This window comes from Rothia sp. ND6WE1A (assembly GCF_001683935.1).
Lineage (GTDB): Bacteria > Actinomycetota > Actinomycetes > Actinomycetales > Micrococcaceae > Rothia > Rothia amarae.
Genome location: NZ_LXTU01000057.1, coordinates 32180 through 56623, shown reverse-complemented (window position 1 = coordinate 56623; position 24444 = coordinate 32180). Strand labels below are relative to the sequence as shown.

The 24444-nt window shown below is 52.5% G+C and carries 21 protein-coding genes; 16 read left to right on the top strand and 5 right to left on the bottom strand.

Translation table 11 applies throughout. The features are described 5' to 3' along the window. Nucleotides 1–92 precede the first annotated feature (92 nt). Nucleotides 93–992: a LysR family transcriptional regulator gene (locus A7E48_RS07780; RefSeq protein ID WP_068171795.1), complete on the top strand. Its 900-nt coding sequence runs from the start codon at nucleotides 93–95 to the stop codon at nucleotides 990–992. 99 nt (nucleotides 993–1091) lie between these two features. Here A7E48_RS07780 and A7E48_RS11495 read toward each other — a convergent pair whose 3' ends face one another. Both A7E48_RS11495 and A7E48_RS07775 read right to left on the bottom strand, forming a co-directional pair. Continuing rightward, a complete protein-coding gene (locus A7E48_RS11495) occupies nucleotides 1092–1217 on the bottom strand; it encodes a hypothetical protein (protein ID WP_255376916.1) in 126 nt (41 codons plus the stop codon). A 111-nt stretch (nucleotides 1218–1328) separates the two neighbouring features. Next, complete coding sequence (locus A7E48_RS07775) at nucleotides 1329–2279, bottom strand: sugar-binding transcriptional regulator (protein ID WP_068171792.1); 951 nt, start codon at nucleotides 2277–2279, stop codon at nucleotides 1329–1331. A 102-nt stretch (nucleotides 2280–2381) separates the two neighbouring features. Between A7E48_RS07775 and A7E48_RS07770 the strand changes: the two genes are divergently transcribed. The 8 genes from A7E48_RS07770 (at nucleotide 2382) to A7E48_RS07735 (ending at nucleotide 11938) form a co-directional block, all read left to right on the top strand. Beyond that, nucleotides 2382–4148: a glycerol-3-phosphate dehydrogenase/oxidase gene (locus tag A7E48_RS07770; RefSeq protein WP_068171788.1), complete on the top strand. Its 1767-nt coding sequence runs from the start codon at nucleotides 2382–2384 to the stop codon at nucleotides 4146–4148. A 113-nt stretch (nucleotides 4149–4261) separates the two neighbouring features. Further along, entirely contained in the window at nucleotides 4262–5047 is a 786-nt protein-coding gene (locus A7E48_RS07765; protein WP_068171786.1) for an MIP/aquaporin family protein, read from the top strand. Nucleotides 5048–5098: 51 nt separating this feature from the next. Continuing rightward, on the top strand, nucleotides 5099–6658 hold the full coding sequence (gene glpK, locus A7E48_RS07760; protein ID WP_068171783.1) for a glycerol kinase GlpK: 1560 nt from the start codon (nucleotides 5099–5101) through the stop codon (nucleotides 6656–6658). Nucleotides 6659–6725: 67 nt separating this feature from the next. Beyond that, nucleotides 6726–8423 carry an ABC-ATPase domain-containing protein gene (locus A7E48_RS07755; protein WP_068171780.1) on the top strand — a complete coding sequence of 566 codons (1698 nt, stop codon included), beginning with the start codon at nucleotides 6726–6728 and terminating at the stop codon, nucleotides 8421–8423. A gap of 118 nt (nucleotides 8424–8541) precedes the next feature. Then, the gene (locus tag A7E48_RS07750; RefSeq protein WP_068171776.1) at nucleotides 8542–9780 is read left to right on the top strand and encodes an SLC13 family permease; all 1239 of its coding nucleotides are present in this window, start codon (nucleotides 8542–8544) and stop codon (nucleotides 9778–9780) included. Between the two features lie 123 nt (nucleotides 9781–9903). After that, nucleotides 9904–10422 (top strand): methylated-DNA--[protein]-cysteine S-methyltransferase, encoded by a 519-nt coding sequence (locus A7E48_RS07745; RefSeq protein WP_068171774.1) that lies wholly within the window; start codon nucleotides 9904–9906, stop codon nucleotides 10420–10422. After that, nucleotides 10423–11172, top strand: a complete 750-nt coding sequence (locus A7E48_RS07740; RefSeq protein WP_068171771.1) for an alpha-ketoglutarate-dependent dioxygenase AlkB — start codon at nucleotides 10423–10425, stop codon at nucleotides 11170–11172. A 10-nt stretch (nucleotides 11173–11182) separates the two neighbouring features. Further along, complete coding sequence (locus tag A7E48_RS07735) at nucleotides 11183–11938, top strand: DNA-3-methyladenine glycosylase I (RefSeq protein WP_068171769.1); 756 nt, start codon at nucleotides 11183–11185, stop codon at nucleotides 11936–11938. Nucleotides 11939–11955: 17 nt separating this feature from the next. On the opposite strand, the gene A7E48_RS07730 is transcribed toward A7E48_RS07735, so the two are convergent. Continuing rightward, nucleotides 11956–13305 (bottom strand): YjiH family protein, encoded by a 1350-nt coding sequence (locus A7E48_RS07730; RefSeq protein WP_068171766.1) that lies wholly within the window; start codon nucleotides 13303–13305, stop codon nucleotides 11956–11958. Between the two features lie 258 nt (nucleotides 13306–13563). Here A7E48_RS07730 and A7E48_RS07725 point away from each other — a divergent pair, with 258 nt between their 5' ends. From A7E48_RS07725 to hutH, 5 genes are all read left to right on the top strand, one after another. Then, nucleotides 13564–14211 (top strand): IclR family transcriptional regulator, encoded by a 648-nt coding sequence (locus A7E48_RS07725; protein WP_068171763.1) that lies wholly within the window; start codon nucleotides 13564–13566, stop codon nucleotides 14209–14211. 51 nt (nucleotides 14212–14262) lie between these two features. Further along, nucleotides 14263–16272, top strand: a complete 2010-nt coding sequence (locus A7E48_RS07720) for a urocanate hydratase (protein ID WP_068171761.1) — start codon at nucleotides 14263–14265, stop codon at nucleotides 16270–16272. 79 nt (nucleotides 16273–16351) lie between these two features. Beyond that, the gene (gene hutI, locus A7E48_RS07715) at nucleotides 16352–17554 is read left to right on the top strand and encodes an imidazolonepropionase (RefSeq protein WP_068171758.1); all 1203 of its coding nucleotides are present in this window, start codon (nucleotides 16352–16354) and stop codon (nucleotides 17552–17554) included. After that, nucleotides 17551–18528 carry a formimidoylglutamase gene (gene hutG, locus A7E48_RS07710; protein ID WP_068171755.1) on the top strand — a complete coding sequence of 326 codons (978 nt, stop codon included), beginning with the start codon at nucleotides 17551–17553 and terminating at the stop codon, nucleotides 18526–18528. Before hutI ends, hutG begins: the two co-directional genes overlap by 4 nt. Beyond that, the gene (hutH, locus tag A7E48_RS07705; protein ID WP_068171751.1) at nucleotides 18521–20080 is read left to right on the top strand and encodes a histidine ammonia-lyase; all 1560 of its coding nucleotides are present in this window, start codon (nucleotides 18521–18523) and stop codon (nucleotides 20078–20080) included. Before hutG ends, hutH begins: the two co-directional genes overlap by 8 nt. A gap of 218 nt (nucleotides 20081–20298) precedes the next feature. Here hutH and A7E48_RS07700 read toward each other — a convergent pair whose 3' ends face one another. Further along, nucleotides 20299–21603 carry a cytochrome P450 gene (locus A7E48_RS07700; RefSeq protein WP_068171749.1) on the bottom strand — a complete coding sequence of 435 codons (1305 nt, stop codon included), beginning with the start codon at nucleotides 21601–21603 and terminating at the stop codon, nucleotides 20299–20301. A gap of 74 nt (nucleotides 21604–21677) precedes the next feature. Continuing rightward, nucleotides 21678–22349 carry a bifunctional 2-polyprenyl-6-hydroxyphenol methylase/3-demethylubiquinol 3-O-methyltransferase UbiG gene (locus tag A7E48_RS07695; RefSeq protein WP_068171746.1) on the bottom strand — a complete coding sequence of 224 codons (672 nt, stop codon included), beginning with the start codon at nucleotides 22347–22349 and terminating at the stop codon, nucleotides 21678–21680. 125 nt (nucleotides 22350–22474) lie between these two features. On the opposite strand from A7E48_RS07695, the gene A7E48_RS10835 reads away from it, so the two are divergent. Both A7E48_RS10835 and A7E48_RS07690 read left to right on the top strand, forming a co-directional pair. Further along, on the top strand, nucleotides 22475–22645 hold the full coding sequence (locus tag A7E48_RS10835; RefSeq protein ID WP_158004411.1) for a hypothetical protein: 171 nt from the start codon (nucleotides 22475–22477) through the stop codon (nucleotides 22643–22645). Between the two features lie 26 nt (nucleotides 22646–22671). Beyond that, entirely contained in the window at nucleotides 22672–24123 is a 1452-nt protein-coding gene (locus tag A7E48_RS07690; protein ID WP_068171742.1) for a glycoside hydrolase family 1 protein, read from the top strand. The last annotated feature ends 321 nt before the right edge of the window (nucleotides 24124–24444 follow it).

Genomic DNA, 24444 nt, shown 5'->3' with positions numbered 1-24444 from the left:
CTATGACCGCAAACACAGTATTAGAAAAAATGAATCTTATTCACTGATACAGTTAAGAAATAGTTAATGGTTTGTTTGTCTCAGGAGATGCCATGTATGACATTCGCCGCCTACGCATGCTGCTTGAAATTCATGAACGCGGAACCCTCACCGCAGCAGCAAAAACACTGCACCTCACATCCTCTGCTATCTCCCAGCAAATTTCTGTACTGGAGAAAGAAGCCGGTACCGCGCTGATCCAGAAAGTTGGACGAGGCGTTCAGCTCACCACCGCAGGGTTGGTGCTAGTTGAAGGCGCGCGCAGAGTTCTAGAAGAGTTTGACTCAATGAAAACACGGGTGGAGAGCCTCACCGGAGAAGCTCGAGGAACAGTGCGCATCGCTATTTTTCAATCGGCGTCCCTCGCTCTTTTACCTGCAGCCCTTGAATATCTGCAGAAAAACCACCCAGCGGTTCAGCTCCACGCGATGCAGATAGAACCCGAAATTGGTCTCAATCTGACCAAGAGTAGGCAATTCGACCTCACTATCGCCGAGACGTATCCCAACCACTTTATTCCAGAGATTCCAGAACTCTCTTACGAATTGCTCACCGAAGACCGTCTAAACATCATTGCGCCCCAAGCAACAGATGCCGAAGAGCTCACCGAGGCCCAAAATCTACGCTGGGTTTTTGAAAATACCGGCAACACCAGCAGACAGTGGGCTATCAACCTTTGCCGAGCCTCCGGGTTTGAACCGCGTGTCGATTTCGATATTGACGACGTCATCACCCATCTTCATCTGGTACGAGCTGGGTACGCGGCGGCAATTGTGCCTCAATTTATTGTGCAAAGTTCCGGCGGCCTTTATGGCGTGAAAGTATTGCAGACTACCCAGGAACATTTTCGGAAAATCTTTATGGTTACCCGTCGAGAAAGCCAAGATCAGCTCTCCATAGGCGCGGTTCGCGATGCCCTTAAGTGGGCGGCACACCGCGATGCCGAAGTTTGATTCATGATTGTTCCAGGTGCCTAACCTAAGGGTCACTAAATCCGCAAAAGTGCACTTATTTGAGTGCACTTTTGCGGATTTAGTGACCCTTAGGGCAAATTACCCCTTATAGGTATCCTCAAAGTCACCACTTTTTTCGGTCATCCCCCAGCCACCGTTTTTGTAAGCGGCATCCACCTGGTAAGGGGATAAAATTATCGAAATTTCCATCAAATTCGATTGCATCAACTTCCTTTTTCGCGTTTGCGCTTGATGAAGGGGAAGACGTGTTTGATGGAGACGACGAACCTGTGGATGGTTCTGCGGTCTGGGGGGCTTTCATTCGAGACGAAGAATTTAGGCAGCTTTCAACAGCAACTCCGCCAGCTGCGCATCTATGACCAGGTCGGTCACTGCGCCCGTCATGAGCGCCCCCATCAGCGCAGATAGCCGGTGCGCTCCCGAGACCACCGCGATACGTCGTTTGATGCGCACTAGTTCAGCAGGGGTCGGACCGGTCGCCCGTCTATTCACCTCAAGGTCCGCAAAAGTGCCATTCTCCCGCAGAAAAACCGTGCACATATCCCCCACTACGCCGGTCTGCCTCAGGCGGCGCTGCTCTTCCTCGGTAAAGTACCCGCCGTTATAGACATGCGAGGGAATCGCGCCGCCAAAAGCACCAATTCCAAAAAGTGCGACGTCTGCCACCCTCTGCATTTTCAACACAGAGCGCACTGATTCTTCCTGCCACATAGCCTCTTTGGTGGTGGCGCGATCGAAAAAAGCCGGGACAGGAAAATGAATCATCTGAGCACTAAATGCCTCGGCTATCTGCCCCAAGATTGCACCTGAATAAGGAATACCCGTATGACGGGCGTTACCCGCCCCATTAAGTTGTACAACCAAAGCGTTTTTGAGCGGGCGGGGAGGTAGTTGTCGGGCAACTTCGCTCACCGTAGAGCCCCAAGCCACCCCTAAGACCATGTCATCGTGCATCACATTATTGAGTAAAACACCCGCCTCGCGAGCTACTGCTTGCATCCGCCCCAACGCCGAATCGCGTGGGTTTGTGGGTACTACCAGAGCTTTAACGCGGAACCTATCCCCCAGCTTGGTTGCTAAGTCATTTTTCGGTTTGAAATCATCATTGAGATTAATTTGCACCAGTCCCACCTGCCGCGCTTCTTTGAGAAGCCGTGAAACAGTAGCGCGTGAAACAGATAACCGGGCTCCCACCTGATCCATAGTGAGATGTTCCAGGTAGTAGAGCTGAGCCGCTTCAAAGAGCTGAGTGTTACGTTCTTTCACACTTCAAGATACTACTTGAAAATCCGTTCAGAGTGTTTGGCACCTTCTGTATTAAACAGTTCAAATAGAGAAAAGGTATTTTCTTATCAAAGGGGTTTAGCCGTGTCATCAGCACAGTTTGCACAGCAATCACGACTCACTAAAGAATCACGCGCCCATGCGCTAGAAGCCATGACCAACGCAGAAGGTCTGGACATTCTTGTTATTGGCGGTGGTGTAACCGGCGCAGGTATCGCCCTCGATGCAGCAACGCGCGGACTGCGCACCGGCATCGTGGAAGCAGGTGACTGGGCAGCAGGAACCTCGGCCTGGTCTTCCAAGCTAGTGCATGGTGGTCTGCGCTATCTTTACAATTTGGATTTCAAGCTCGTGGCAGAAGCCCTCAAAGAACGTGGCAACCTACTGACTAAAACCGCGCCCCACCTCGTCAAAGCACAGCCCTTCCTATGGCCTTTGAAAATGCCCGTAATTGAGCGTGCGTATTCAGCGGTGGGAATCGGCATGTATGACGTCATGGCATTCGCCGGCGCCCGTGGCAACGTCACCGTTCCTCCACAACGACACTTCACCAAAAAAGGAACTAAGAAAATCTTCCCGGGCATTAAGGATGACAAATTCACCGGTGCTATTCAGTTTTACGATGCACGCGTGGACGACGCCCGTCTCGTCATCGACTTGGTGCGCACCGCAGCTGGCTATGGCGCTCTAGCCGCTCCCCGCACCCAGGTTATTAGCATTCTCAAAGATTCCTCAGGAGCTGTGAACGGTGCAGTCGTCAAGGATCTCGAAACCGATGCCGAACTCGAAATTAAAGCGAAGAAAATTATCAATGCCACCGGTGTCTGGACCGAAGAGACAGAATCCATGGCGCAGAAAGACGCCGGCTTGAAGGTTCTTGCTTCTAAGGGTATCCACATTGTGGTTCCTCGCGAGCGCATCCAAGCGTCCTCAGGTATTTTTACTCAGACCGAGAAATCCGTCCTGTTCATTATTCCCTGGCAACGCTATTGGATCATCGGCACCACTGATACTCCCTATACCGAGGATATTGAGAATCCTGTTGCTACTTCCCAGGATATTCAGTATGTCTTGGATCAGGCTAATGAACTTATTGCTGAAGAGCTGACCCAGGATGACATCATTGGCACCTATTCGGGTCTGCGCCCGTTGCTTCAGCCGGTTCTCAAAGAAGGCTCAGAGAAGTCTTCCACCAAGGTCTCTCGCGAGCACACCGTTACGGAAATTGCCCCGAATATGAGTGCAATTGCTGGTGGCAAGCTCACCACCTACCGCGTGATGGCAGAAGATGCTGTCGATTTTGCGCTCGGTGATGATGCGAAGAGCCGCCCCAGTGTGACTTCTGATATTCCTCTGGTGGGTGCAAACGGGTATCGAGCAATTCTGGGTTCGATTGATTCTATTGCCAAGAAACAGGGGTGGGATAAGCAACGTCAGGAGCATCTGCTAGAGCGCTACGGTGCAGAAATTACCGATTTAGTGTCTCTCATTGAGAAGAATCCGGACCTCGGTGAGCCCTTGAAAAATGCTCCGCAGTTCTTGCGTGCAGATGTTGTGTACGCGGTTCAAGCTGAGGGTGCGCTTCACCTTGAAGATGTTCTGGTTCGCCGTGTTCGTCTGGACTTGGAGCAGCGCGATCGTGGGCTTTCTTCGGCCGAAGAAATTGTTGCACTGATGGCCCCTGAACTTGGTTGGTCTCAGAAGGATGCCCAGCATGAAGTTGATCTATACCGTCAGCGTGTTGAGGCTATTGCTGCGGCGGAGAAAACCTCCACAGATTCTGAGGCAGTTGCTCATCTTGAGAACGTTGAGAGCGTAGCTCCCCGTCAGAAGTTGAACAACGCTTCATAACCCATAGGTAAACATACTAAGTGCATGAGTACCTCCGTTTGAGTGCGCTAAATCGCCGAGGGGATGGTGTTTAGCGCACTCACTGATTTATTCCTTGATTGAAAGGATTTACTATGAATGGTCTGCTTGCAGGAGGGTCTACCCTTCTTACCGGCGCAGACGGCATACCGACGTCTTTAGGGCTTTTTTCCTCTGAGTTCCTGGGCACTTTGGTACTTATTTTGTTGGGTGCTGGCGTTTGTGCAGCTAATAGTTTGAACAAATCGCATGCCAAGGGTGCTGGTTGGGTAGCAATTGCTTTTGGCTGGGGTTTAGCAGTTTTTGCTGCGGTGTATGTTTCTGGTCCTTCCGGCGCGCATTTGAATCCGGCTGTAACCATTGGTCAGTGGGTTGCTGGGAATGAGCTAACAAAGGGCGTTCCTGCAACCTTGGGCAACATGTTGGTTTACTTTGCCGGTCAGATGGTGGGCGCTATCGTCGGCGCTATTGCCTGCTGGCTCGCTTATAAGAAGCAGTTCGATGAACCAGCCGACGACGGCGTCAAGCTGGGAGTGTTCTCCACCGGCCCTGCCGTACCGTCCTATGGGTGGAACCTGGTTTCTGAAATCATCGGAACTTTCGTTCTGATTGCATTCGTTGTTGCTTCAGGTCAGACTCCCTCCGGTCTTGGTCCTCTAGCTGTTGCACTCATCGTTGTTTCCATCGGTTTCTCCCTCGGTGGTCCAACCGGTTACGCCATTAACCCTGCTCGTGACCTTGGTCCCCGTATTGCCCACGCTATCCTTCCCATTCCTCATAAGGGAAGCTCCAACTGGGCATATGCTTGGGTTCCCGTGGTTGGTCCCATTATCGGTGCCGTACTTGCCGCGCTGATTGTACCTGCGCTACTCGCTATTTAGAGGTTGAGCTAAACTAAACCCCACAGTAACTATCACAAAGGAGTGGTTGATATGGCAGAGAAAAAACTGCCCGCACGCAAAAAGTACATCCTTTCGTTAGACCAAGGAACCACGAGTTCCCGCGCCATTTTGTTTGATAAAAAGGCGAACATCAAGGCTGTAGGCCAGCTCGAGCACGAGCAGATTTTTCCTAAGGCTGGCTGGGTTGAGCACGATCCGCTAGAAATCTGGAGCAATGTGCGTAAAGTAGTGGGTCATGCACTTTCTGATGCAGGCATCAACCACCACGAAATCGCCGCTGTTGGTATTACCAATCAGCGCGAAACCGCCGTCGTCTGGGATAAGAACACTGGCGAGCCGATTTATAACGCCATCGTTTGGCAGGACACCCGCACACAGAAGATTTGCAATGAGCTTGGCGGCAAAGAAGGCGAAGGCAAGTACCGCGATATCACCGGCTTGCACCTGGCAACTTATTTCTCAGGCCCAAAAATTAAGTGGATTCTCGACAATGTTGAGGGCGCACGCGAAAAGGCCGAAGCAGGTGACCTCCTCTTTGGCAACACCGATACCTGGCTCGTATGGAACCTCACCGGCGGCACTGATGGTGGTATTCACGTTACTGACGTCACCAACGCATCTCGCACTATGCTTATGAACATCAAGACTCTGCAGTGGGACGAATCCATTGCAGCAGATATGGGAATCCCCCTCTCGATGCTCCCTGAGATTCACTCTTCCTCCGAGATTTTGGGGGAAGGTCGCCAAAATGGTCTTCTGCCCGGGGTTCCTATTGCCGGTATTTTGGGTGATCAGCAGGCTGCTACTTTTGGTCAGGCGTGCTTTGAAGAGGGCATGGTGAAGAATACCTACGGCACAGGTAATTTCATGCTGATGAATACCGGTGAAGAACCCGTTATTTCTGAGAATGGTCTGCTCACCACCGTCGCCTACAAAATTGGCGATAACAAGCCCGTTTATGCGCTCGAAGGATCTGTCGCAGTTTCCGGCTCTTTGATTCAGTGGCTGCGTGATAACATGCGCATGATTAACGACGCTGCTGAATCTGAAAAGCTGGCAACCAGCGTGGAAGACTCCGGTGGGTGCTACGTGGTACCGGCTTTCTCCGGGCTATTTGCACCGCATTGGCGCTCCGATGCGCGTGGAGTTATTGTGGGCTTAACCCGCTATATTAACCGGGCGCATATCGTCCGCGCCGCTCTGGAGGCAACCGCGTGGCAGACTCGCGAAGTTCTCGATGCGATGAACGCAGATATCGATCACGCCGGAGTAGACGTAGAGCTCACCGAATTGCGTGTTGATGGCGGCATGACTGCAAATGAATTCCTCATGCAGTTCCAGGCAGATATTCTCGGAGTTCCTGTGATCCGCCCCAAGATTATTGAAACTACCGCTTTGGGTGCAGCTTATGCTGCCGGTATCGCCGTGGGATTCTGGGACGGCGAGCAAGATGTCATTGATAACTGGTCCGAAGATAAGCGTTGGACTCCGGATATGGATACTGAGGAGGTCGAGCGCCAGTACCGTAACTGGAAGAAGGCGGTTTCTAAGACCCTCGACTGGGTCGATGAAGACGTTATCACCGACTAATCTCTCTCAGTAAGTCAAGCCGGGGCATGAAATTGTCATGCCCCGGCTTTCTTATATGCTGAGGTGTATGGGTACTTCATCTCAGCTCTATTCACGGCTTCATTCATTGGACGGCAAATCATACGGTGCGCTCAAACAGCTAGCGGGAACATGGCAGTTTCAGGGCTTTGACTTGCATATTGATAAGGTGCAGCCCGATCCCTATGCGTCGGCGTCGAGAATTCGGATTACCTTACCAGTTACAGCTACCGAGGTACCCCAAGAGTTTTTGCAAGACACTGCAGATCGTGTTGCGGTGAGCGATTTTATTGCCCGAGACATTTACGATGCTATATCCCACGGTCCTCGGGAATTTCAGGCGGTACGCCCTGGACAAGAAATTCTCCCTCGTTCTTCGGTGACCTGTGAGAAAGGCACGGTTCAGGTTGCGCTTACTTTTCAGTTTCCTGCCGCTGGACGCCGAGTCAAGGGTCGCCTCGCTGCAGGACTTTTGGTGGACGACTTACCTGGTTTAGTCAGCTACTCGGCACTCGGCGAGCGGCTGCAACATCATGCGTTGAAACAGCACGTGCAAACCCTGCGCGATTATTTATTTATACAGCGTGAATTGCAGGACAGGCATCTGGTGGGTTTCGTAGCGGATGGTGCTGTTCTTGCCCGTCGCTCAGGCAATTCAGATACCCCACTAGCTAATGCTGTTCCCTTTGAATCTCCCGCAGAAAACAAAGTTTTCTTTGATCTGCCCAGCGGGCGCTCTATCAGTGGTTTAGGTATTCGAGAGGGTATTACTCTTCTGGTTGGTGGAGGTTTTCATGGAAAATCCACGCTTTTGAAAGCGCTAGAGCGCGGCGTCTTCCCACATATTCCAGGAGACGGACGCCAGCTGGTAGTGAGCGATCCAACCGCTGTTTCTGTGCGGGCTGAGGATGGCCGCGCCGTCACAGGTACCAATATTTCTACCATGATTAATAATCTGCCGGGGCGGATTGATACGCAAGAATTTTCTACAGCCAATGCCAGTGGCTCCACCTCCCAGGCAGCTAATTTAGCCGAAGCCGTTGAAATAGGTACGCGTACTGTGCTTATTGATGAGGATACCTCCGCCACGAACTTCATGATTCGCGACCAGCGCATGAAAGCTTTAATTTCAGCCGAACCCATTACCCCGTTCGTCGATCGAATCTCAGACCTGTGGGAAGATCGGGGAATTTCAACCATTTTGGTAATGGGAGGGTCAGGAGCGTTCTTCGAACACGCACATACCGTTATTGCTTTGAATGAATACGTTCCTCAAGATGTGACCGAGCGAGCGCACCAACTAGCCAAGCAGTATCACGAAACGAAGCATTCCCTCTCAGAAGGTAATACCGATAAAACGTCCTCACTAGCTTTGCTGGGCGCACCTCGAACGGTTGACCCGAATTCCCTTCTTGTAGAGGACACGCGCAAACCTCCTCGGGGTCGCGGATTAGAGGAGATACAAATCGGTAAAGAGAACCTTGATTTGCGGTATCTCTCCCAGCTGGTGGATTCTGGGCAAACTCAGGCCATAGCACTATGCTTGCCCTTAGTTGCCCGGCGTCTTCAAACAGCTCAGATTCCACTCGCGCCAGCGGTACAGGAGGTCATCGAGCAGATTGAAAGAGAAGGGTTAGAGACGCTCACAGGGTCAGATTCTAGAGTCCGAGGCGATGTGGTACTCCCCCGTAAAGAGGAGCTTTTTCAAGCAATTTCGCGGTGGCGAAAACTTCGCCTGAAGCGGTAAAAATCTCAGCAGAACTTCATCTTCTGTCACAAATATCGCAGGGGCAAAATACCCCAAGAATCTTCTTAGACCAAGGCTAGTGTGGAAATATAACCTACTTTCATCAGAAGGATTTCCCATGGGCTCCTCCCGGGCTGTATCGCCCACCGAATCCGCCCCTGCCGAAATTTCAGCCACCCCTGATTCTGAGCGGAAACTACCTCGATTTTCCCTCAAAACCCTCTGGTTTATTCTGGCTCATATCGTGTTGATAGCGGTCTTACTCTTACCTCACAGTGAGTCCCTCTCCTGGCAGGGGCAAATTTCTCTTGCGGTACTGGGCTTCGCCGTTATTATGTGGGTTACCGAGGCGGTGAGCTATCCGGTGTCCTCGGTGCTCATTATCGGTTACATTACGATTTTGCTGGGGCTTTCACCCGACCCCAAAGAACCCTCCAAAGCTCTAGGGACCACTGATGCTCTCGCTACAGCCCTGGGCGGATTCAGCTCCTCCGGCGTCGCTCTGGTGGCAGCTGCCCTCGCCCTTGCTGCCGCGATGCAGGCAACAGAACTGCATAAGCGCATTGCTCTCATTGTTTTGAGATTTGCCGGGGAAAAGACCTCGCACATTGTCGTGGGCGCCATTGCTATCTCGATTATCCTCGCCTTCTTCGTTCCCTCAGCAACGGCCCGTGCTGGCGCAGTCGTCCCAATTCTTTTGGGCATGGTAGCAGCCTTCGGTATGGCGAAAGATTCAAAGCTATCGGCTCTTCTAATTATTACCGCAGCTCAATCTGTTTCTACTTGGAATATCGGTATCAAAACGGCGGTAGCGCAGAACCTCGTTGCCATTGGATTCCTGCTACTACCCAAAATTGGTGTTTTCACTTGGAAATCAGCAGAAAAGCTCATCAATTGGGGCACACTGGTGGTCTTTGCAGTGGGCATTTCCCTGGGCACTCTTTTGCTGAAGACGGGCGCAGCTAAGTGGCTTTCGGAGGTTACCTTTGGCGCTCTCGGTCTGCAACATATGCCGCTGTTAGCTACTATCGCCTTGGTATCAGCTTTCACCATTTTGATTCATTTGGGATTCGCCTCGGCAACGTCCCTCTCTTCTGCCCTCATTCCTGTGTATATCGCGCTAGCTTCGACGTTGACCGCTCCTCAGGATGGTCTCGGGTTTGTGGTGATTCAGCAGTTCCTCATTAGCTTCGGATTCCTACTTCCTGTCTCAGCTCCACAGAATATGCTTGCCTACGGCACAGGAGCGTTCATTACTAAGCAGTTTCTCAAAACCGGCATTCCCCTAACAGTCATCGGCTACCTGTTGGTGCTGCTCTTCTCAACTACTTATTGGAAGTGGCTGGGGCTGGTCTAGAAGTTAGGTTGAGCAACGAAAAGTGAGGGGAAGCATATCTTGCTCCCCCAAGACTTTGAAGCACTTTTCGCTTTAGACTACGATTATCCCCTTCTCTAGCCCATTCTCAAGAAACGAGCACTTATGAGCCAAAATACCTTACATGCAACCCAGGAATGCCCCCTAGGTACTGTGTATCTGGCAACCGATGGCGATTCCCTCACCGGAGCCTGGTTAGAGGGGCAAGCCCACTTCGCAACCGCCGAGGAACTGGGCGAAAAAGTAGACCTTGATTCACAGCCCCTTTTGGCTCAAGCGGCGCAAGAACTTGACGAATATCTTGCTGGAGAGCGAACCTCTTTCTCCGTTCCCATTAACCCCGCCGGGAGCGATTTTCAGCTCGCAGTGTGGCAGGCATTGGAAGAAATCCCTTACGGGTACACCACCACCTACGGAGAAATCTCTAAGATTGTGGGCCCGCATGCCCCTGCTCAGGCGGTGGGGCAAGCAGTTGGGCGCAACCGATGCATCATTTTCATTCCCTGCCACCGAGTGGTGGGTGCCGACGGAAAATTGACGGGGTATGCCGCAGGGGTGGAAACTAAACAATTTCTGCTGGATCTAGAAGAACCTACCTCCGAGAAAGAAACTCGGCTTTTTTAGATGCCGGCTCTTTTCAGTGACGCCGATTTGGTGAGACAGCCGCGGGAGATTTACCCCGGCTGCGTTCATGTGCCCGGTTGGCTATCGATGAATCAGCAGCGATTTTTGGTGGGGGAATTTTTCCGCTGGGGTCAGACTACCCCCGAAAGAGAAGGAATTTCCCGAGGTATTCCTCCTCATTCGCCTGAGATTTACGGCAAGAAAATGTCCGTGCGCCTTACCTCGTTGGGCTGGCATTGGAGCGATTATGCCTATCGCAATGATGCTCCGGAATTTGGTGGTGCGCAGCCGTTTGCTGTTCCAGATTGGTTACAGCGCATGGGTAGGCAGGCATTAGATGCGGCGTATCAGCCATCGACGGCGCCGTCGTGGCTCGCTTTTGATGGTCCACAGCATGCCGAATGGGTTTCTAGCTATTGCCCTGATGTGGCGCTTATCAACTACTACGCACCTCATGCTTCAATGGGAATGCACCAGGATAAGGATGAGCGGTCATCGATGCCGATTGTCTCGGTATCGCTGGGCAATACGGGCGTTTTTCGTGCAGGAAATTCGGAAAATAAAAATATGCCCTTTGAGGATGTTTTGCTGGCTTCTGGGGACCTAATTGTCTTTGGCGGTCCCAGCCGTTTTATGTATCATGGCGTGCCGAAGATTTTGCCTGATACTTCACCTGCTGAACTCAATTTCCCTGAGGGTCGAATCAATATTACGCTTCGACAGACAGGTCTATCCCCGGCAGGTAACTAAGGAGAACATTATGCCAGAGCCACAGCAGCATCCAGCTCCTGAAAAGTTGACCCCCGATGTGGTGACCGGCGAGGATGGTCTTTCTCGCCCCCGCTGGGCTGCAACAGATGAGCTGATGCGCACCTATTACGACGAGGAGTGGGGCGTACCCATTGCTGATGAGCAGGGTATGTTTGAACGGATCTGCCTAGAAGGCTTTCAAGCCGGTTTGAGCTGGCGCACCGTGTTAGTGAAGAGAGACGCGCTTAGAGAAGACTTTTTGGACTTCAACCCCGATGCTGTAGCTCTTCTGACGGACGAGGATGTCGCCCGCATCAAGGAAGACCCGCGGATTATTCGTTCCGAAGCGAAGATTCGCGCTGTCATCAAGAATGCACGCGCTACCCTCGCTCTGCGACAGCGAGCGCAGAGCCTCAGAGAGCAGGTACGCCTCTCCCCCGACGTCGAGCTACCAGCAGCAGAGGCAGCGCTTTTAGGTTTTACACTCCCTAACGGGATGCTGGTCGATGACGGTTTACCTGCGTTGATTTGGAGTTACGGGCCTGAGCAAACTCCCACCCCGCAGAGGTTTGTAGAGGTTCCTACCCGGTCTGAGGAGTCGGAGAATCTTGCCAAGCGTCTTAAAAAAGAAGGATTTTCTTTCGTGGGACCAACGACGGTCTATGCCATGTTTGAGGCTTGCGGAGTGGTCGATACTCACTTGATAGATTCGCATCGGCGCGGCATCTCGAAACTTTGGAACGCCGATGGGTCGCGTCGAGCATGAACCACGTCGATTGCCCGCTAAATAATTAGATGGGCTATGGGGGCAGTAATGAGGATGCTCAGGATAACGCGCTCCACCCAAATTACTAGCAGATGCCAGAATTTCACGGGAATATCGGTTGCCATGATGGAGGGCACCATAGCTGAGAGGAAGATAATTCCTGATACCGCAACTACGGCGATAATGAACGCGGTGAGGGTGTCTCCTTCAGGACCAATTTCAGTAGCGGGTAGGAACATTTCCACCAGCCCCAGGCTGATGGCTTTGCCACCCAGTAAGGGATCTGGCATACCGGCTAGCTTATTGAAGGGAACGAAAATCCAACCCATCCAGTCAAAGATGGGAGTGTATTTTGCCGCCAGCAATCCCAGCAAACCAACGGACATAATCGAGGGCAGAATTGCTGACGCCATGATGACACCGTCTTTGAAATTGAGCCACATGGTCTGAACGATTCCGGGGTTAGCATGTAGAGTTCCGCGTGCCTGTTCCCACGCCACTTGCATCTTATGGCGAGTGATGGGTTGCTCAGGGTTAGGGGTAGACCCTGGAAAGTGGGTGTCTGGGATGGTGGACAGCGGCGGAATACGAACGCAGATAGCTGTCACCACGAAAGTCACAAAAAATGCGGTGAAGAAGTATTGCAACCACAAATCCATGATTTTGAGGGTATTAGCCACAATGACCATGAAGGTTACTGAAACCGTGGAAAAGCCTGTGGCTATAATTGCTGCTTCTTTAGCGGTATATCCGCCTTGTTTGTACACACGGTTGGTTAAGAGTAGACCAAGAGAGTAGGACCCCACAAAACTGGCTACCGCATCTACCGCAGAGCGGCCCGGGGTTTTCCAGATGGGGTACATGATAGGTCGGACAAAAATACCCACAAATTCCATCAGTCCAAAACCGATGAGGAAGCCCAGAAAGATAGCGCCAATGGGCACGATGAGCCCTACCGAGGTCACTAAAGTATTCCATAGGAAAGGGCCGATAGATTTATCCGCTAACCATGCTGGTGGGGAGGTCATCATCAGCACAGCTGCGATAAGGCCCACTATGTTGAGCACTGAAAATATCTTCTGAGTAAGAGATTTCTTCCATCGCCCCGTAATAAAAGGTCTCAATGTTCCCAAAAGGACGAGGGCTAGCATTAGCCATGGAACAACTGGGCCGATAGCTAGCTTCACCCAACTCACCAGGTGATCAAGCGGGATAGTACTTTTTCCACCTATGGTGATGGGGATAAAAAACATGAAGATGCCCAAGACTGAGCACAGAATGAGTTTGAGTACATCTTTCCCAGCACCAGGGGCGCTGACGGGAACGAGAGCTGCAGTCTGTTCCTCGCTAATGGCGTGTTCTGACATGAAGTTCCTTTGAATTCGTCTTTGAATTACCCAAAATGTATCACAGCTCACTTCTCTCGCATCCTTGCGTTTTACGGAAAGTAGCGCGGAATGACAGGGCGAACCCCTCCAATTTTCATCTAATGAAAATTTATTTTTATTCTGCAACAACACCTCTTGAGGGATTTTTCGCTCACATATCTGATGTATTCTTCTGAACGTAAGATGTTTGTGACTCAAGATACAAACCTGGCGAGTGGGAATCGGCGAGGTAGAAATATGCCAACTACGACCACGCGATCTGTTGAACGCGCCCTCAAGCTCCTCACCGTCGTCTGCGATCATCCGGGAATAAACCTCACCAAAGCGTCTGAGCAAGCCGATCTTTCCCCCTCCAGCGCGTTGCGACTGTTGCACACCCTTGAAGAACTCGAATTTGTTCGCCGAGATCGTGCGGGAAAATTCGATGTTGGGCCGCAATTGCTCCGTCTGGGGTTCAAAGCCCTGGGCGACAACACCTTACGGAATCGTTGCCGCCCCACCATGCTCGAACTTGCAGAACGAACCGGCGAATCGGTGTATCTTTCCATCAAACAACACCACCAGGTCCTCTATTTGGCAGTAGTAAACGGAACGCACGCCATCCAGCACAGAAGCTGGGAAGGGCAAACGATTCCTTTGAATTCCACCGCGGTCGGCGCAGTTCTTCTTAACCAGCACAACGATGAAAAATACACGGTAGTCACCAGCGGTGTTGAAGCAGATGTCACCGCTATTGCAACCCCTCTTCAGGTGCGTGGAAAAACCATCGCGGCATTGAGCATGCTTGTCCCGACCTACCGAATTACACCTGAAAAAGAAGCTGAACTTGGTCAGCTGCTACACAGCACGGTTCAAGAACTTTCCCAGAAATTTGAAAATATCTAGTTTTCCCCAACCTAACCAGACCACCCACTCAATGATGAAATGGATGTGAATATGTACAACAACACCAGCACCTCAGAAGCTATGCAAATCAAGCTCGATAACGAATTTCCACCCGAGCCCAGCTTTGACCCCGCCTACCGCCGCGCGCCCTCGCGCGGATTCCGCTTGAACCTCGAACAGACCAAACTAGCCCTGCGCAACGCACTGCGTTATTTACCCGAAGAACTGCATGAACAAGCAGCACCCGAATTCCTTGAAGAGCTACGCACCTACGGCCGTATCTACGCCTACCGCTGGCGTCCACGGGGTCGGATTCACGGTCGCCCCATCGACGAGTACGAGGGCAAGTGCATCGAAGGCAAGGCAATGCAGGTGCAGATTGATAACAATCTCGACACCGACGTAGCGCTCTACCCCTACGAGCTCGTCACCTACGGTGAGACCGGTCGCGTCTGCCAGAACTGGTTGCAGTACCGACTGATTATGAAGTATCTGCAGGAATTGACCGAAGACACCACCTTGGTTGTGATGTCCGGTCATCCTCTTGGTCTCTTCCCTTCCCGCCCCGAGTCCCCGCGCGTCATTATCACCAACTCCCTGATGATTGGTCGTTACGACAACCAGAAGGACTGGGAAATTGCAGAAGAATTGGGAGTCGCTAACTACGGTCAGATGACCGCTGGCGGCTGGATGTACATTGGGCCCCAGGGTATCGTGCACGGCACTTTCAATACTCTGCTCAATGCAGGGCGTAGCAAGCTGGGCATCCCCGCAGAGGACGATTTGGCGGGCGTATTGTTCGTATCTTCCGGGCTTGGCGGTATGAGTGGTGCTCAGCCTAAAGCAGCTGAAATCGCCAACGCTGTAGGTATCGTGGCAGAGGTAGACTACTCGCGCATTCAGACCCGCCTAGATCAAGGCTGGGTTGGTCACGCCTCCTCAGATTTGGCAGAGGTTTTCCGCATCGCCAAGGAGCACATTGACTCCAAGACACCCGTTTCGATTGCCTACCACGGCAACATCGTAGATTTGCTCCAGTACGCCGTCGACAACAACATCGAAATCCCCCTCCTGAGCGACCAGACCAGCTGCCACGCAGTCTACGACGGCGGATACTGCCCACAGGGCCTCACCTTCGAAGAACGCACCAGGCTACTTAAGAACGACCGCGACCAGTTTGTTGAAAAGGTTGATGCAACCTTGCGCAAGCACTACGAGCTCATCAAGGAATTGGTTCAGCGCGGCACCTACTTCTTCGACTACGGCAATGCATTCATGGCATCGGTCTTCTCCGCCGGCGTCACCGAAATTGCTATCGATGGCGACGAACGCAACGGCTTCATCTGGCCCTCCTACGTTGAAGATATCATGGGTCCCGAACTCTTTGACTACGGTTACGGGCCCTTCCGCTGGGTCTGTCTCTCCGGTGATCACGAAGACTTGCGCAAGACCGACCAGGCGGCGATGGACTGTATCGATCCCACCCGCCGCCACCAGGATCGCGATAACTATAACTGGATTCGTGATGCAGAGAAAAATGCCCTAGTGGTAGGCACTCAGGCACGTATTTTGTACCAGGATGCACAGGGGCGCATGGATATCGCATTGCGCTTCAACGAGCTAGTGCGTAACGGAGAAATCGGCCCCGTCATGCTAGGTCGCGACCACCACGATGTATCCGGTACCGATTCGCCCTTCCGCGAGACCTCCAATATCAAGGACGGCTCCAACATTATGGCGGATATGGCAACCCAGTGCTTCGCCGGCAACGCTGCACGCGGCATGAGCCTTGTTGCGCTGCATAACGGCGGTGGCACCGGTATCGGTAACTCCATCAACGGTGGTTTTGGTATGGTGCTGGATGGTTCCGAGCGAGTCGACGAAGTCATCAAGTCGTCCCTACTCTGGGATGTCATGTGTGGCGTGGCGCGCCGTAGCTGGGCACGCAACGAACACTCTATTGAGACAGCAACCGACTTCAATCACGATTACTCGGGCAAGGGACAGATTACACTTCCCTACACCGTCAACGATGATCTCATCGATTCACTCGTCAACTAGAACCGATTGAGCTAGCTCAACACCCAGGGTGCGAGGTAAATGATGCCTCGCACCCCCTACTGATTCAGGAGAAAAATACATGGCTTCAAGCCAGCTTTTCACCAATATCAAAACACTGGTTACTAACGACCCAGCCGTTGATAACGGCGCATTGGGCGTTATCGAAGACGCCGCTTTTATTGTGGATGAGGGAAAAATAGCCTGGGTGGGCTCTGCTGGGCAGGCTCCCGACGCCGACCAGCAATTCGATGTAGACGGACGCGCAGTACTGCCCGGCTTCGTCGAATCGCATTCTCATCTGGTCTTTCAGGGCGACCGCTCGGTAGAGTTTGCTGCTCGCATGGAAGGTAAAAAGTACGAGGCAGGCGGAATACGCACCACGATTAAGAAAACTCGCTCCGCAACCGACCAGCAGCTCAAGGCTAATATTCAGCGTTATATGAATGAGTACCTGAGACAGGGAACTACCACCGTTGAAGTGAAATCGGGCTATGGGCAGTCTGCCGCATCTGAAGTACAGGGTGTGAAAGTTGCTGCGACCTGCACCGATGAAGTCACTTTACTCGCCGCCCATGTGGCTCCCGAGGAATATGCTGGGCGCCAAGACGAATACGTGCAAATGGCGATTGATGAGATGATTCCCCTCGCCGCTAACTACGCTAAGTGGATTGATGTTTTCTGTGAAAAGGGTGCCTTTACCGAGGAACAATCACGGGCAATCCTGAGCGCCGGCGTACAACACGGACTGGTTCCACGGGTGCACGGCAACCAGCTCACCTATGGCTCCGGAGTTCAACTAGCGGTTGAGTTCGATGCCGCGTCGGTGGATCACGTGGTCTATCTTTCTGATGCCGACGTCGATGCTCTAGCGAACAGCAGCACGGTAGCTACCGTGCTGCCCGGTGCAGATTTTTCAACACGCAATGACTACCCCAACGCACGGCGTCTGCTCGATGCTGGCGTTACCGTTGCTTTGGGAGCTGATTGCAATCCGGGAACCAGTTTTACTACTTCGATTCCATTTTGTATTGCCATTGCCGTCCGAGATTTAAAGATGAGCCCTAATGAAGCGGTGTGGGCTGCCACTGCCGGCGGTGCCCAGGCGCTACGACGAGATGATATTGGACGAATCTCCCCCGGCGCCCGCGCCAATTTCATGGCGCTGGATGCCCCTAACCACCTTCACCTGGCATACCGCCCCGGCGTTCCGCTGGTGAGTGGAGTGTGGAAGGACGGCACGCTCACCCACGGATCATCCAGATTGCAGGAGAACAACGCATGATTATTGATAGAGCACCAGAGGCTCTTACCGGACGAGACGACGGTGACGGCCCTGAGCACAACCGCTGGTTCAAACAGCTTCTTACGGTCGATGACTTTACCCCGGAGAACCTGAAGTCTTTAGATGCGGTGTTGGTGGGGTTCGCTTCAGACGAGGGTGTCCGCCGAAATAAAGGCAGGCAGGGCGCCCAAAAGGCTCCCGCCGCTTTGCGAGCAGCGCTGGCAAATTTTGCGCTCACCCCGAATCAGGGTGAGCGCAAGACTGCTGATGTGGGCGATGTGGTCACTGCTGGAAATGAGTTGGAAGCAGCTCAGAGCCGCCTAGCCGATGCGGTAGCTACGATTATCGACGCCGGTGCGCTAGCTATGGTCTTTGGCGGTGGACATGAAGTTGCGTTGGGTACCTATTCGGGAATTGCACAGTCCTCAGCGCGTGCGCAACAGCGTGTAGGAATTTTGAATCTCGATGCGCATTTCGACCTGCGCTCTGCAGATCAGCCCAGCTCCGGTACTCCTTTTCGCCAGGCACTCGAACAAGAAGCAGCCGCCGGCACCGAACTTTCCTACGCTGTCGTCGGTATTAGCCAGCCTTCCAATACGCAGATTTTGTTTGATACTGCTGACCATTTTGACGTGCGATACCTCCTAGATGAGCAAAGCCAAACCGAAAACCTGGGTGACGTTCAACGGTTTGTCCAGGATTTTATTGATTCTGTTGATGTGCTCTATTTGACCGTCGATTTGGATGTTCTGCCTGCTGCTGTTGCTCCGGGTGTAAGTGCTCCGGCGGCGTTTGGTGTGCCTCTGCCAGTGATTCTCTCCTGCGTTCGTCAAGCTGCTACGTCAGGAAAGCTCATTGCAGCTGATATAGCCGAGCTCAACCCCTCTTTTGATATTGACGGACGCACTGCGCGCAGTGCTGCTCGCATTGCTCACACCGTTCTCACCCAACATAGAAAGATAAATCATGACTAACGATAAAGCTGGCCGTCCTCACGTTGAGGTGGGAATTGGCGCCCTTTCTTTCGAAGACGTCATCAACGTCTGCCGCCATGATGCCACGGTTTCGCTCAGTGAAGAGTCCCTCCAAGAAATCGAAAAATCAGCGCAGCAGATCCGCGATTTAGCACATGATGAAACCCCGGTGTATGGAGTCTCCACAGGCTTTGGTGCTCTAGCTTCAAAGCACATTCCGTTAGAGCAGCGTACCGCTTTGCAACGCGGGTTGATTCGTTCCCATGCTGCAGGTTCCGGCCCTGAAATTGAGCGCGAAGTCATCCGCGGCGTCATGCTATTACGTCTTTCGACTATGGCAACCGGTCGTACGGGTGTACGCCCTGAAGTTGCTAAGGCATACGCTGCGATGCTCTCTGCGGGTATTACTCCGGTGGTCTTTGAATATGGTTCGTTGGGATGTTCAGGTGACCTCGCTCCCCTAGCCCACTGCGCTCTGGCAATCATCGGTGAAGGTCAAGTTCGCGATTCCGAGGGCAATCTCCAGGATGCCGCAGACGCGCTCACCGAAGCTGGATTGACTCCCGTTGAGCTAGCGGAAAAAGAAGGTCTTGCGCTGATTAACGGCACAGACGGCATGCTCTCGATGTTGGTCATGGCAATTACCGATCTTGACCGGTTGGTACGCCTTGCCGACGTCGCAGCAGCAATGTCTGTTGAAGGTCTGGTCGGCACCGATCGTGTCTTCGCCGCTGACTTGCATGAACTTCGCCCCCATCCCGGTCAGATTGCAGCAGCGCGCAATATTCGCACTGTTCTGGAAGATTCCGAGATCATCCGCCACCATCAGGGCGAGCATTCAACCTATGTTCAAGATGCGTACTCGTTACGCTGCTCCCCGCAAGTTGCTGGAGCGGTGCGAGACACCATTGAGCACGCTCGTTCAGTTGCTCTTCGCGAGCTTGCTTCTGCCATCGATAATCCGGTAGTAACCAAGGACGGTCGCGTGGAATCGAATGGTAACTTCCATGGAGCACCGGTTGCCTACGTTCTAGATTTCTTGGCTATTGCTGTTGCCGATGCCGCCTCTATTTCCGAACGACGCACCGACCGCTTCTTGGATCCCGCCCGCAACCGCTGTCTCAACGCGTTCTTGGCAGATGACCCTGGTGTAGATTCTGGCCATATGATTGCCCAGTACACCCAAGCAGCGATTGTTTCTGAACTCAAGCGTCTGGCTAATCCGGCATCCGTTGATTCGATTCCATCTTCTGCAATGCAGGAAGATCACGTATCCATGGGGTGGAGTGCCGCTCGTAAGCTACGTAAGTCAGTGGATGGTTTCACGCGCGTTTTAGCTATTGAGATTCTGACGGCTGCCCGAGGTATTGATATGCGGGCTCCGCAGAAACCTGCAGCAGCAACCGGTGCGGTTATCTCCAAGCTCCGCGAAACCGTGGAGGGCCCGGGCACTGACCGCTATCTGGCTCCTGAAATCAACGAAACAGTACGTTTGGTCGCTAACGGTGAACTGCTCGACGCCGTCGAGCAGACCATCGGCTCCCTCCACTAAGATAAAGAGACGCGCCTCTAGCTGCGGGTAACCTACTCGTAACTAGGGGCGACTTTTAATTTCAAATCCCTTTTAGAGCATGTTCCTCGCTTAGCTGTCGGCACCAAAACCATGACTAAAAATACTGGTCCGACCTCCATGTAAAAGCAAAAGAGATACCTCCCACCCAGTGAGCCAAATTGGCTAGTGGGTGGGAGGTTCTTTCTCTTTCTTACGAATTAGCGCGCAGAAGCAGCATCTACGCTAATACGCACACCTGTCTTAGGACGGGTCAGAATCTGATCCCAGCGGAACTCGGTGTCATCCTGATCCTGTGAAATATGCACGTTCTTCTGCGCCATGGCAGAAATTGCAACAGAAAGAGCAGTCACCGCAATGCGTTCACCGGGGCAGCGGTGGCCAGTATGCACATCGCCGCCACCCTGAGGAATAAAGTAGGCGATATCTTCCCAATTCTCGACGCCCATAAAGCGGGAGGGGTCGAAATCAGCGGCGTTTTCCCAGAGCTGAGGAGAGTTATTGGTACCCAAGATATCAATCAAAACGCGCTGTCCCTTATGCACCGGGCAGCCCGAAACTTCGGCGTCTTCTTTGACATAGCCGGGGAGCATGGGAACAAATGGGTACTTACGGCGGGTTTCCTGAGCAAAGGCAATGGATTCGGGGACATTCGCCCAGCTCCCCTTGGACTCGACTGCGGAGCGGATTTTTTCTGCCCAGTCAGGGTTCTGTACGAGCGCTACTGCAGCAAAAGCCGCAAAGCGGGAAACCGCAATAGTGGGGCGGGTGAGATTCTGCAGTTCAATAGCTGCAATGCGGGCGGAGACCAGTTCGCCATTTTCATCGCGCAAATCCGCGATGTGCGCGGTCACGGAATCAGGGTCAACGTTCTGAGTTCCTGAGCGAACATTTTCAATGAGTTGTTCGAACCAGCGGTCCAGCTTTGCGCGGTCGATCCAGGCGAGAGGGTTCTTCAGAGGATTACCGAACGTATCCAGCAGATGGCTCATGCGCTGAGCCTCTTTGACCATCTGCTCATCGGTCATAGGAATACCAGCCCAGCGGAAAGCTGCGCGTCCATAAGCTACCGCTACATCGTCGTAAACGTTGCCGGGCTTTTCAGCCCAGTCAGAGAGAGTGCGCTCCATTTCTTCGGTAACAAGGTCGGCAAAGTGAGCCACGCGAGCGTCGTCGTCATAAGCCATCGCCGCCATCTGAGCTTTGCGCACCTTGTGGGCCTCACCGTCGAGACCGTGAATAGTTCCCTTACCAAAGAGAGTGTCATTGACGGCGTGAGGCATGGCGCCATCACGGCTAATTTTGGACTCGTCGTAGAAGAAGCCCACGGCTTCTTTGCCGCGAATCATCGTGGCGTCTTTACCCAACATCTTGAGGGTGAAAGGTTCGTGGGAGTTCTGCTTCAAACCAGCTTTAGCACGCATACGCGAAGCGAAAAGGTACCCGTCGGTAATGAAGTTCAGTGATTTATCTTTAAGAGTCTTTTTCTGAGGAGTAGTAGTCATAAAATCAGTCTACTTTCTATTCACCGAAAGTAGACTGATTAAAGAAAAATATCCTGATACTGTACAGAAAATACCTAGCGAACTCGCTTGATAACCAGCACGCCGTCGTCAATAGTGCCCTCTTCACCGTCGGGCGAGGTAACTGTTCGGCTTCTGGTTTCCGCAAGTTTTACTTCAAAACGATCGTCATTTTCCGTGAGAGTATGCGCCTCAACCAGGGGTTGCGGAAGATTCTCCCTCTTCTCGCGGCGGGGATCATCTTTTTTCACAAATGACGGCATGCCTGCATGTGAAAGAGAGACCAGCTCTCCCCCAACATTCAAGAGTTCAAGTGCGGCTCTAAAAATTCCAATGCGGTCGAGGTCATCAAAGTGGGACTGCATGAAACTGGAAACGATGAGATCGAACTTCCTGTCAGTTCGCCATTCTGCTAAATCCGCCGCCACGAATTCGGCTTCCACACCAATTTTTTCTACAGCTTGGCGAGCGCGTTCGATAGCGACGTCGGAAATATCAATTCCTGTAGCCGCCCAGCCGCGCTGTGACAACCAGATGACATCGCCACCTTCGCCGCATCCAAGATCCAGGACGGTGGTGGGCTGGTATTTTTCAATCAAAGCCACCAAAGTTGCATTGGGTTTACCGGACCAAACCTGCTCTCTTTCCGAGTAAAGGTTGTTCCATGATTCTTGGGGCGTTAGGTTCTCCGAGTTCTGGTGGTGATGGGTTTTGTGTTGATCAGTCATCCCGCCATTCTACCTGTTGAGAATCATTTTCAACATGCAGTAAAGTTCATGTTTGGTCTGCATTGGGGGCTCACCCCATCATGATGAACGAAGGCTTCACCATGCACGTCTGAAAAGGCGATATCGTGACTGCCGGTCAGCCACTCGTTACCTATGATCGTGCTCAAGTGGCTCAGGCTGGATATGATGACACCGTAATCACCATCATCACTAACTCCGGTAACTTCTCCACCGTTGAACCTCAACTCAATAAGCAGCTTCGTGCCGGTGAACTCGCCGTCATCGTCGAACGCTAAGAATAACTCTCTAGATAAGGAACACCATGTACCACAAAGAGCTCAAGCCTTTCCCACAAGATTTTCTCTGGTCTGCTTCGACCTCCGCTTACCAGGTAGAAGGCGCATGGGACGAGGACGGTCGCGGTCCTATTGCCATCGACCTCAAGAAAGATTTACCCGAAGGGACCAGCGACTACAAAGTAGCTGCTGATCAGTACCACCGTTATAAAGAGGACATCGCGCTGATGGCAGAGTTGGGCTTCCGCGCGCATCGGTTCTCTATCGCCTGGTCACGCATCATCCCCGACGGCGACGGCGAAATCAATCCCAAGGGAATCGAGTACTACCACAACTTCATCGACGAATTGCTGGCTCACAATATCGAACCCATCGTGACGATGTTCCACTTCGACACTCCGATTGCTTTAGATGAAAAAGGCGGCTGGGCATCCCGCACCACCACCGATGCATTCGTGCGCTACGCCGAAGTTCTTTTCAAAGAGTATGGCTCCAAGGTCAAATATTGGCTGACCATCAACGAGCAGAACATGATGATTCTGCACGGTCATAAGCTCGGCATTATCACCACCACCAGTGATGACCCCGACAAGGAGCTCTACCAGATCAATCACAACATGTTCTTGGCGCAGGCGAAGACCATGGCAATGCTTCACCAGATGCATCCCGAGGCCAAGATTGGTCCGGCGCCTAACATCTCCTATGTTTACCCTGCGTCGTCCAAACCGGAGGACGTGATTGCCGCCGATAACTACAACGCGGTGCGCAACTGGCTCTACCTTGATTTGGCAGTGCGCGGTGAATACAACACTCTGGCTTGGGCCTATCTGGAAGAACACGGCTGGGCGCCCACCATTGAAGAAGGCGACTTGGAGATTCTCAAATCGGCTCGACCTGACTTCATTGCTTTCAACTACTACAACACCACCACCATGGCAGATGCGCCTTTGGGTGGCGGTGCCTCAGAACGTAGCGAGGACGCCGACCAGCAAATCGCAGAAGGTGAAGAAGGATACTTCAAGGCTGTTTCTAACCCCCATCTGCAGATGACCGACTTCGGTTGGGAAATTGACCCTGTGGGTATGCGCATGACCTACCGTGCAATCTGGGATCGCTACCGTCTGCCCCTCATCGTGACCGAAAACGGGCTCGGTGCTTTCGACCAGCTCACCGATGACGGGCGGGTACACGATGATTACCGCATCGAGTACCTGCGCAAGCACCTGGAGCAGACGCAGGAAGCGATTACAGACGGCGTCGAAATCCTGGGCTACTCCCCCTGGACTGCTATCGATGTGGTGTCCACCCATCAGGGCGTGGCAAAGCGCTACGGTTTCATTTATGTGAACCGCGACGAGTTCGATCTCAAAGATCTCGCGCGCTATCGCAAAGATTCGTTCTTCTGGTACCAGCAGCTTATTCAGACCAATGAGTTACCGCCAGAAGATTGGAAGCCTTCCTACCCTGAAAATTCATAGTCGCACCTCAGCGAACCGTTAGCGGGCAGTGGCCCGGAAAGGCGTATTTCCGGGTCACTGCCCTGTTCGCACCCGATAGAATTTATTGCAGCGGCTTAGGGGAGGTATCCGTGAAAATACTTCATGTGTACAACCTTTTGTTCTTCCTCTGGCAGATTCCTAAACTTCGCTCTTCTTCGGGCGCGTAAAGGTATCCTGCGCGCTCAAAGCCAAAATGCTACTTGAGATGCATCTGGGTGAGGATCTATCTGCCGATGAACGCACTTATCTCGCCATCCATATTACTCGGTTGGCGGAGGATCTTTGGGGTGTTCATTAGTA

Excerpts from the sequence above, each read along its gene's own strand:
- A7E48_RS07740 (WP_068171771.1), top strand. The coding sequence starts at position 10,423 with ATGCCGGCTCTTTTCAGTGACGCCGATTTGGTGAGACAGCCGCGGGAG.
- A7E48_RS07745 (WP_068171774.1), top strand. The coding sequence starts at position 9,904 with ATGAGCCAAAATACCTTACATGCAACCCAGGAATGCCCCCTAGGTACT.
- A7E48_RS07765 (WP_068171786.1), top strand. The coding sequence starts at position 4,262 with ATGAATGGTCTGCTTGCAGGAGGGTCTACCCTTCTTACCGGCGCAGAC.
- hutG (WP_068171755.1), top strand. The coding sequence starts at position 17,551 with ATGATTATTGATAGAGCACCAGAGGCTCTTACCGGACGAGACGACGGT.
- hutI (WP_068171758.1), top strand. The coding sequence starts at position 16,352 with ATGGCTTCAAGCCAGCTTTTCACCAATATCAAAACACTGGTTACTAAC.
- A7E48_RS11495 (WP_255376916.1), bottom strand. The coding sequence starts at position 1,217 with ATGCAATCGAATTTGATGGAAATTTCGATAATTTTATCCCCTTACCAG.
- A7E48_RS07750 (WP_068171776.1), top strand. The coding sequence starts at position 8,542 with ATGGGCTCCTCCCGGGCTGTATCGCCCACCGAATCCGCCCCTGCCGAA.
- A7E48_RS07725 (WP_068171763.1), top strand. The coding sequence starts at position 13,564 with ATGCCAACTACGACCACGCGATCTGTTGAACGCGCCCTCAAGCTCCTC.
- A7E48_RS07735 (WP_068171769.1), top strand. The coding sequence starts at position 11,183 with ATGCCAGAGCCACAGCAGCATCCAGCTCCTGAAAAGTTGACCCCCGAT.
- A7E48_RS07700 (WP_068171749.1), bottom strand. The coding sequence starts at position 21,603 with ATGACTACTACTCCTCAGAAAAAGACTCTTAAAGATAAATCACTGAAC.
- A7E48_RS07755 (WP_068171780.1), top strand. The coding sequence starts at position 6,726 with ATGGGTACTTCATCTCAGCTCTATTCACGGCTTCATTCATTGGACGGC.
- hutH (WP_068171751.1), top strand. The coding sequence starts at position 18,521 with ATGACTAACGATAAAGCTGGCCGTCCTCACGTTGAGGTGGGAATTGGC.
- A7E48_RS07690 (WP_068171742.1), top strand. The coding sequence starts at position 22,672 with ATGTACCACAAAGAGCTCAAGCCTTTCCCACAAGATTTTCTCTGGTCT.
- glpK (WP_068171783.1), top strand. The coding sequence starts at position 5,099 with ATGGCAGAGAAAAAACTGCCCGCACGCAAAAAGTACATCCTTTCGTTA.
- A7E48_RS07695 (WP_068171746.1), bottom strand. The coding sequence starts at position 22,349 with ATGACTGATCAACACAAAACCCATCACCACCAGAACTCGGAGAACCTA.
- A7E48_RS07720 (WP_068171761.1), top strand. The coding sequence starts at position 14,263 with ATGTACAACAACACCAGCACCTCAGAAGCTATGCAAATCAAGCTCGAT.
- A7E48_RS07730 (WP_068171766.1), bottom strand. The coding sequence starts at position 13,305 with ATGTCAGAACACGCCATTAGCGAGGAACAGACTGCAGCTCTCGTTCCC.
- A7E48_RS07780 (WP_068171795.1), top strand. The coding sequence starts at position 93 with ATGTATGACATTCGCCGCCTACGCATGCTGCTTGAAATTCATGAACGC.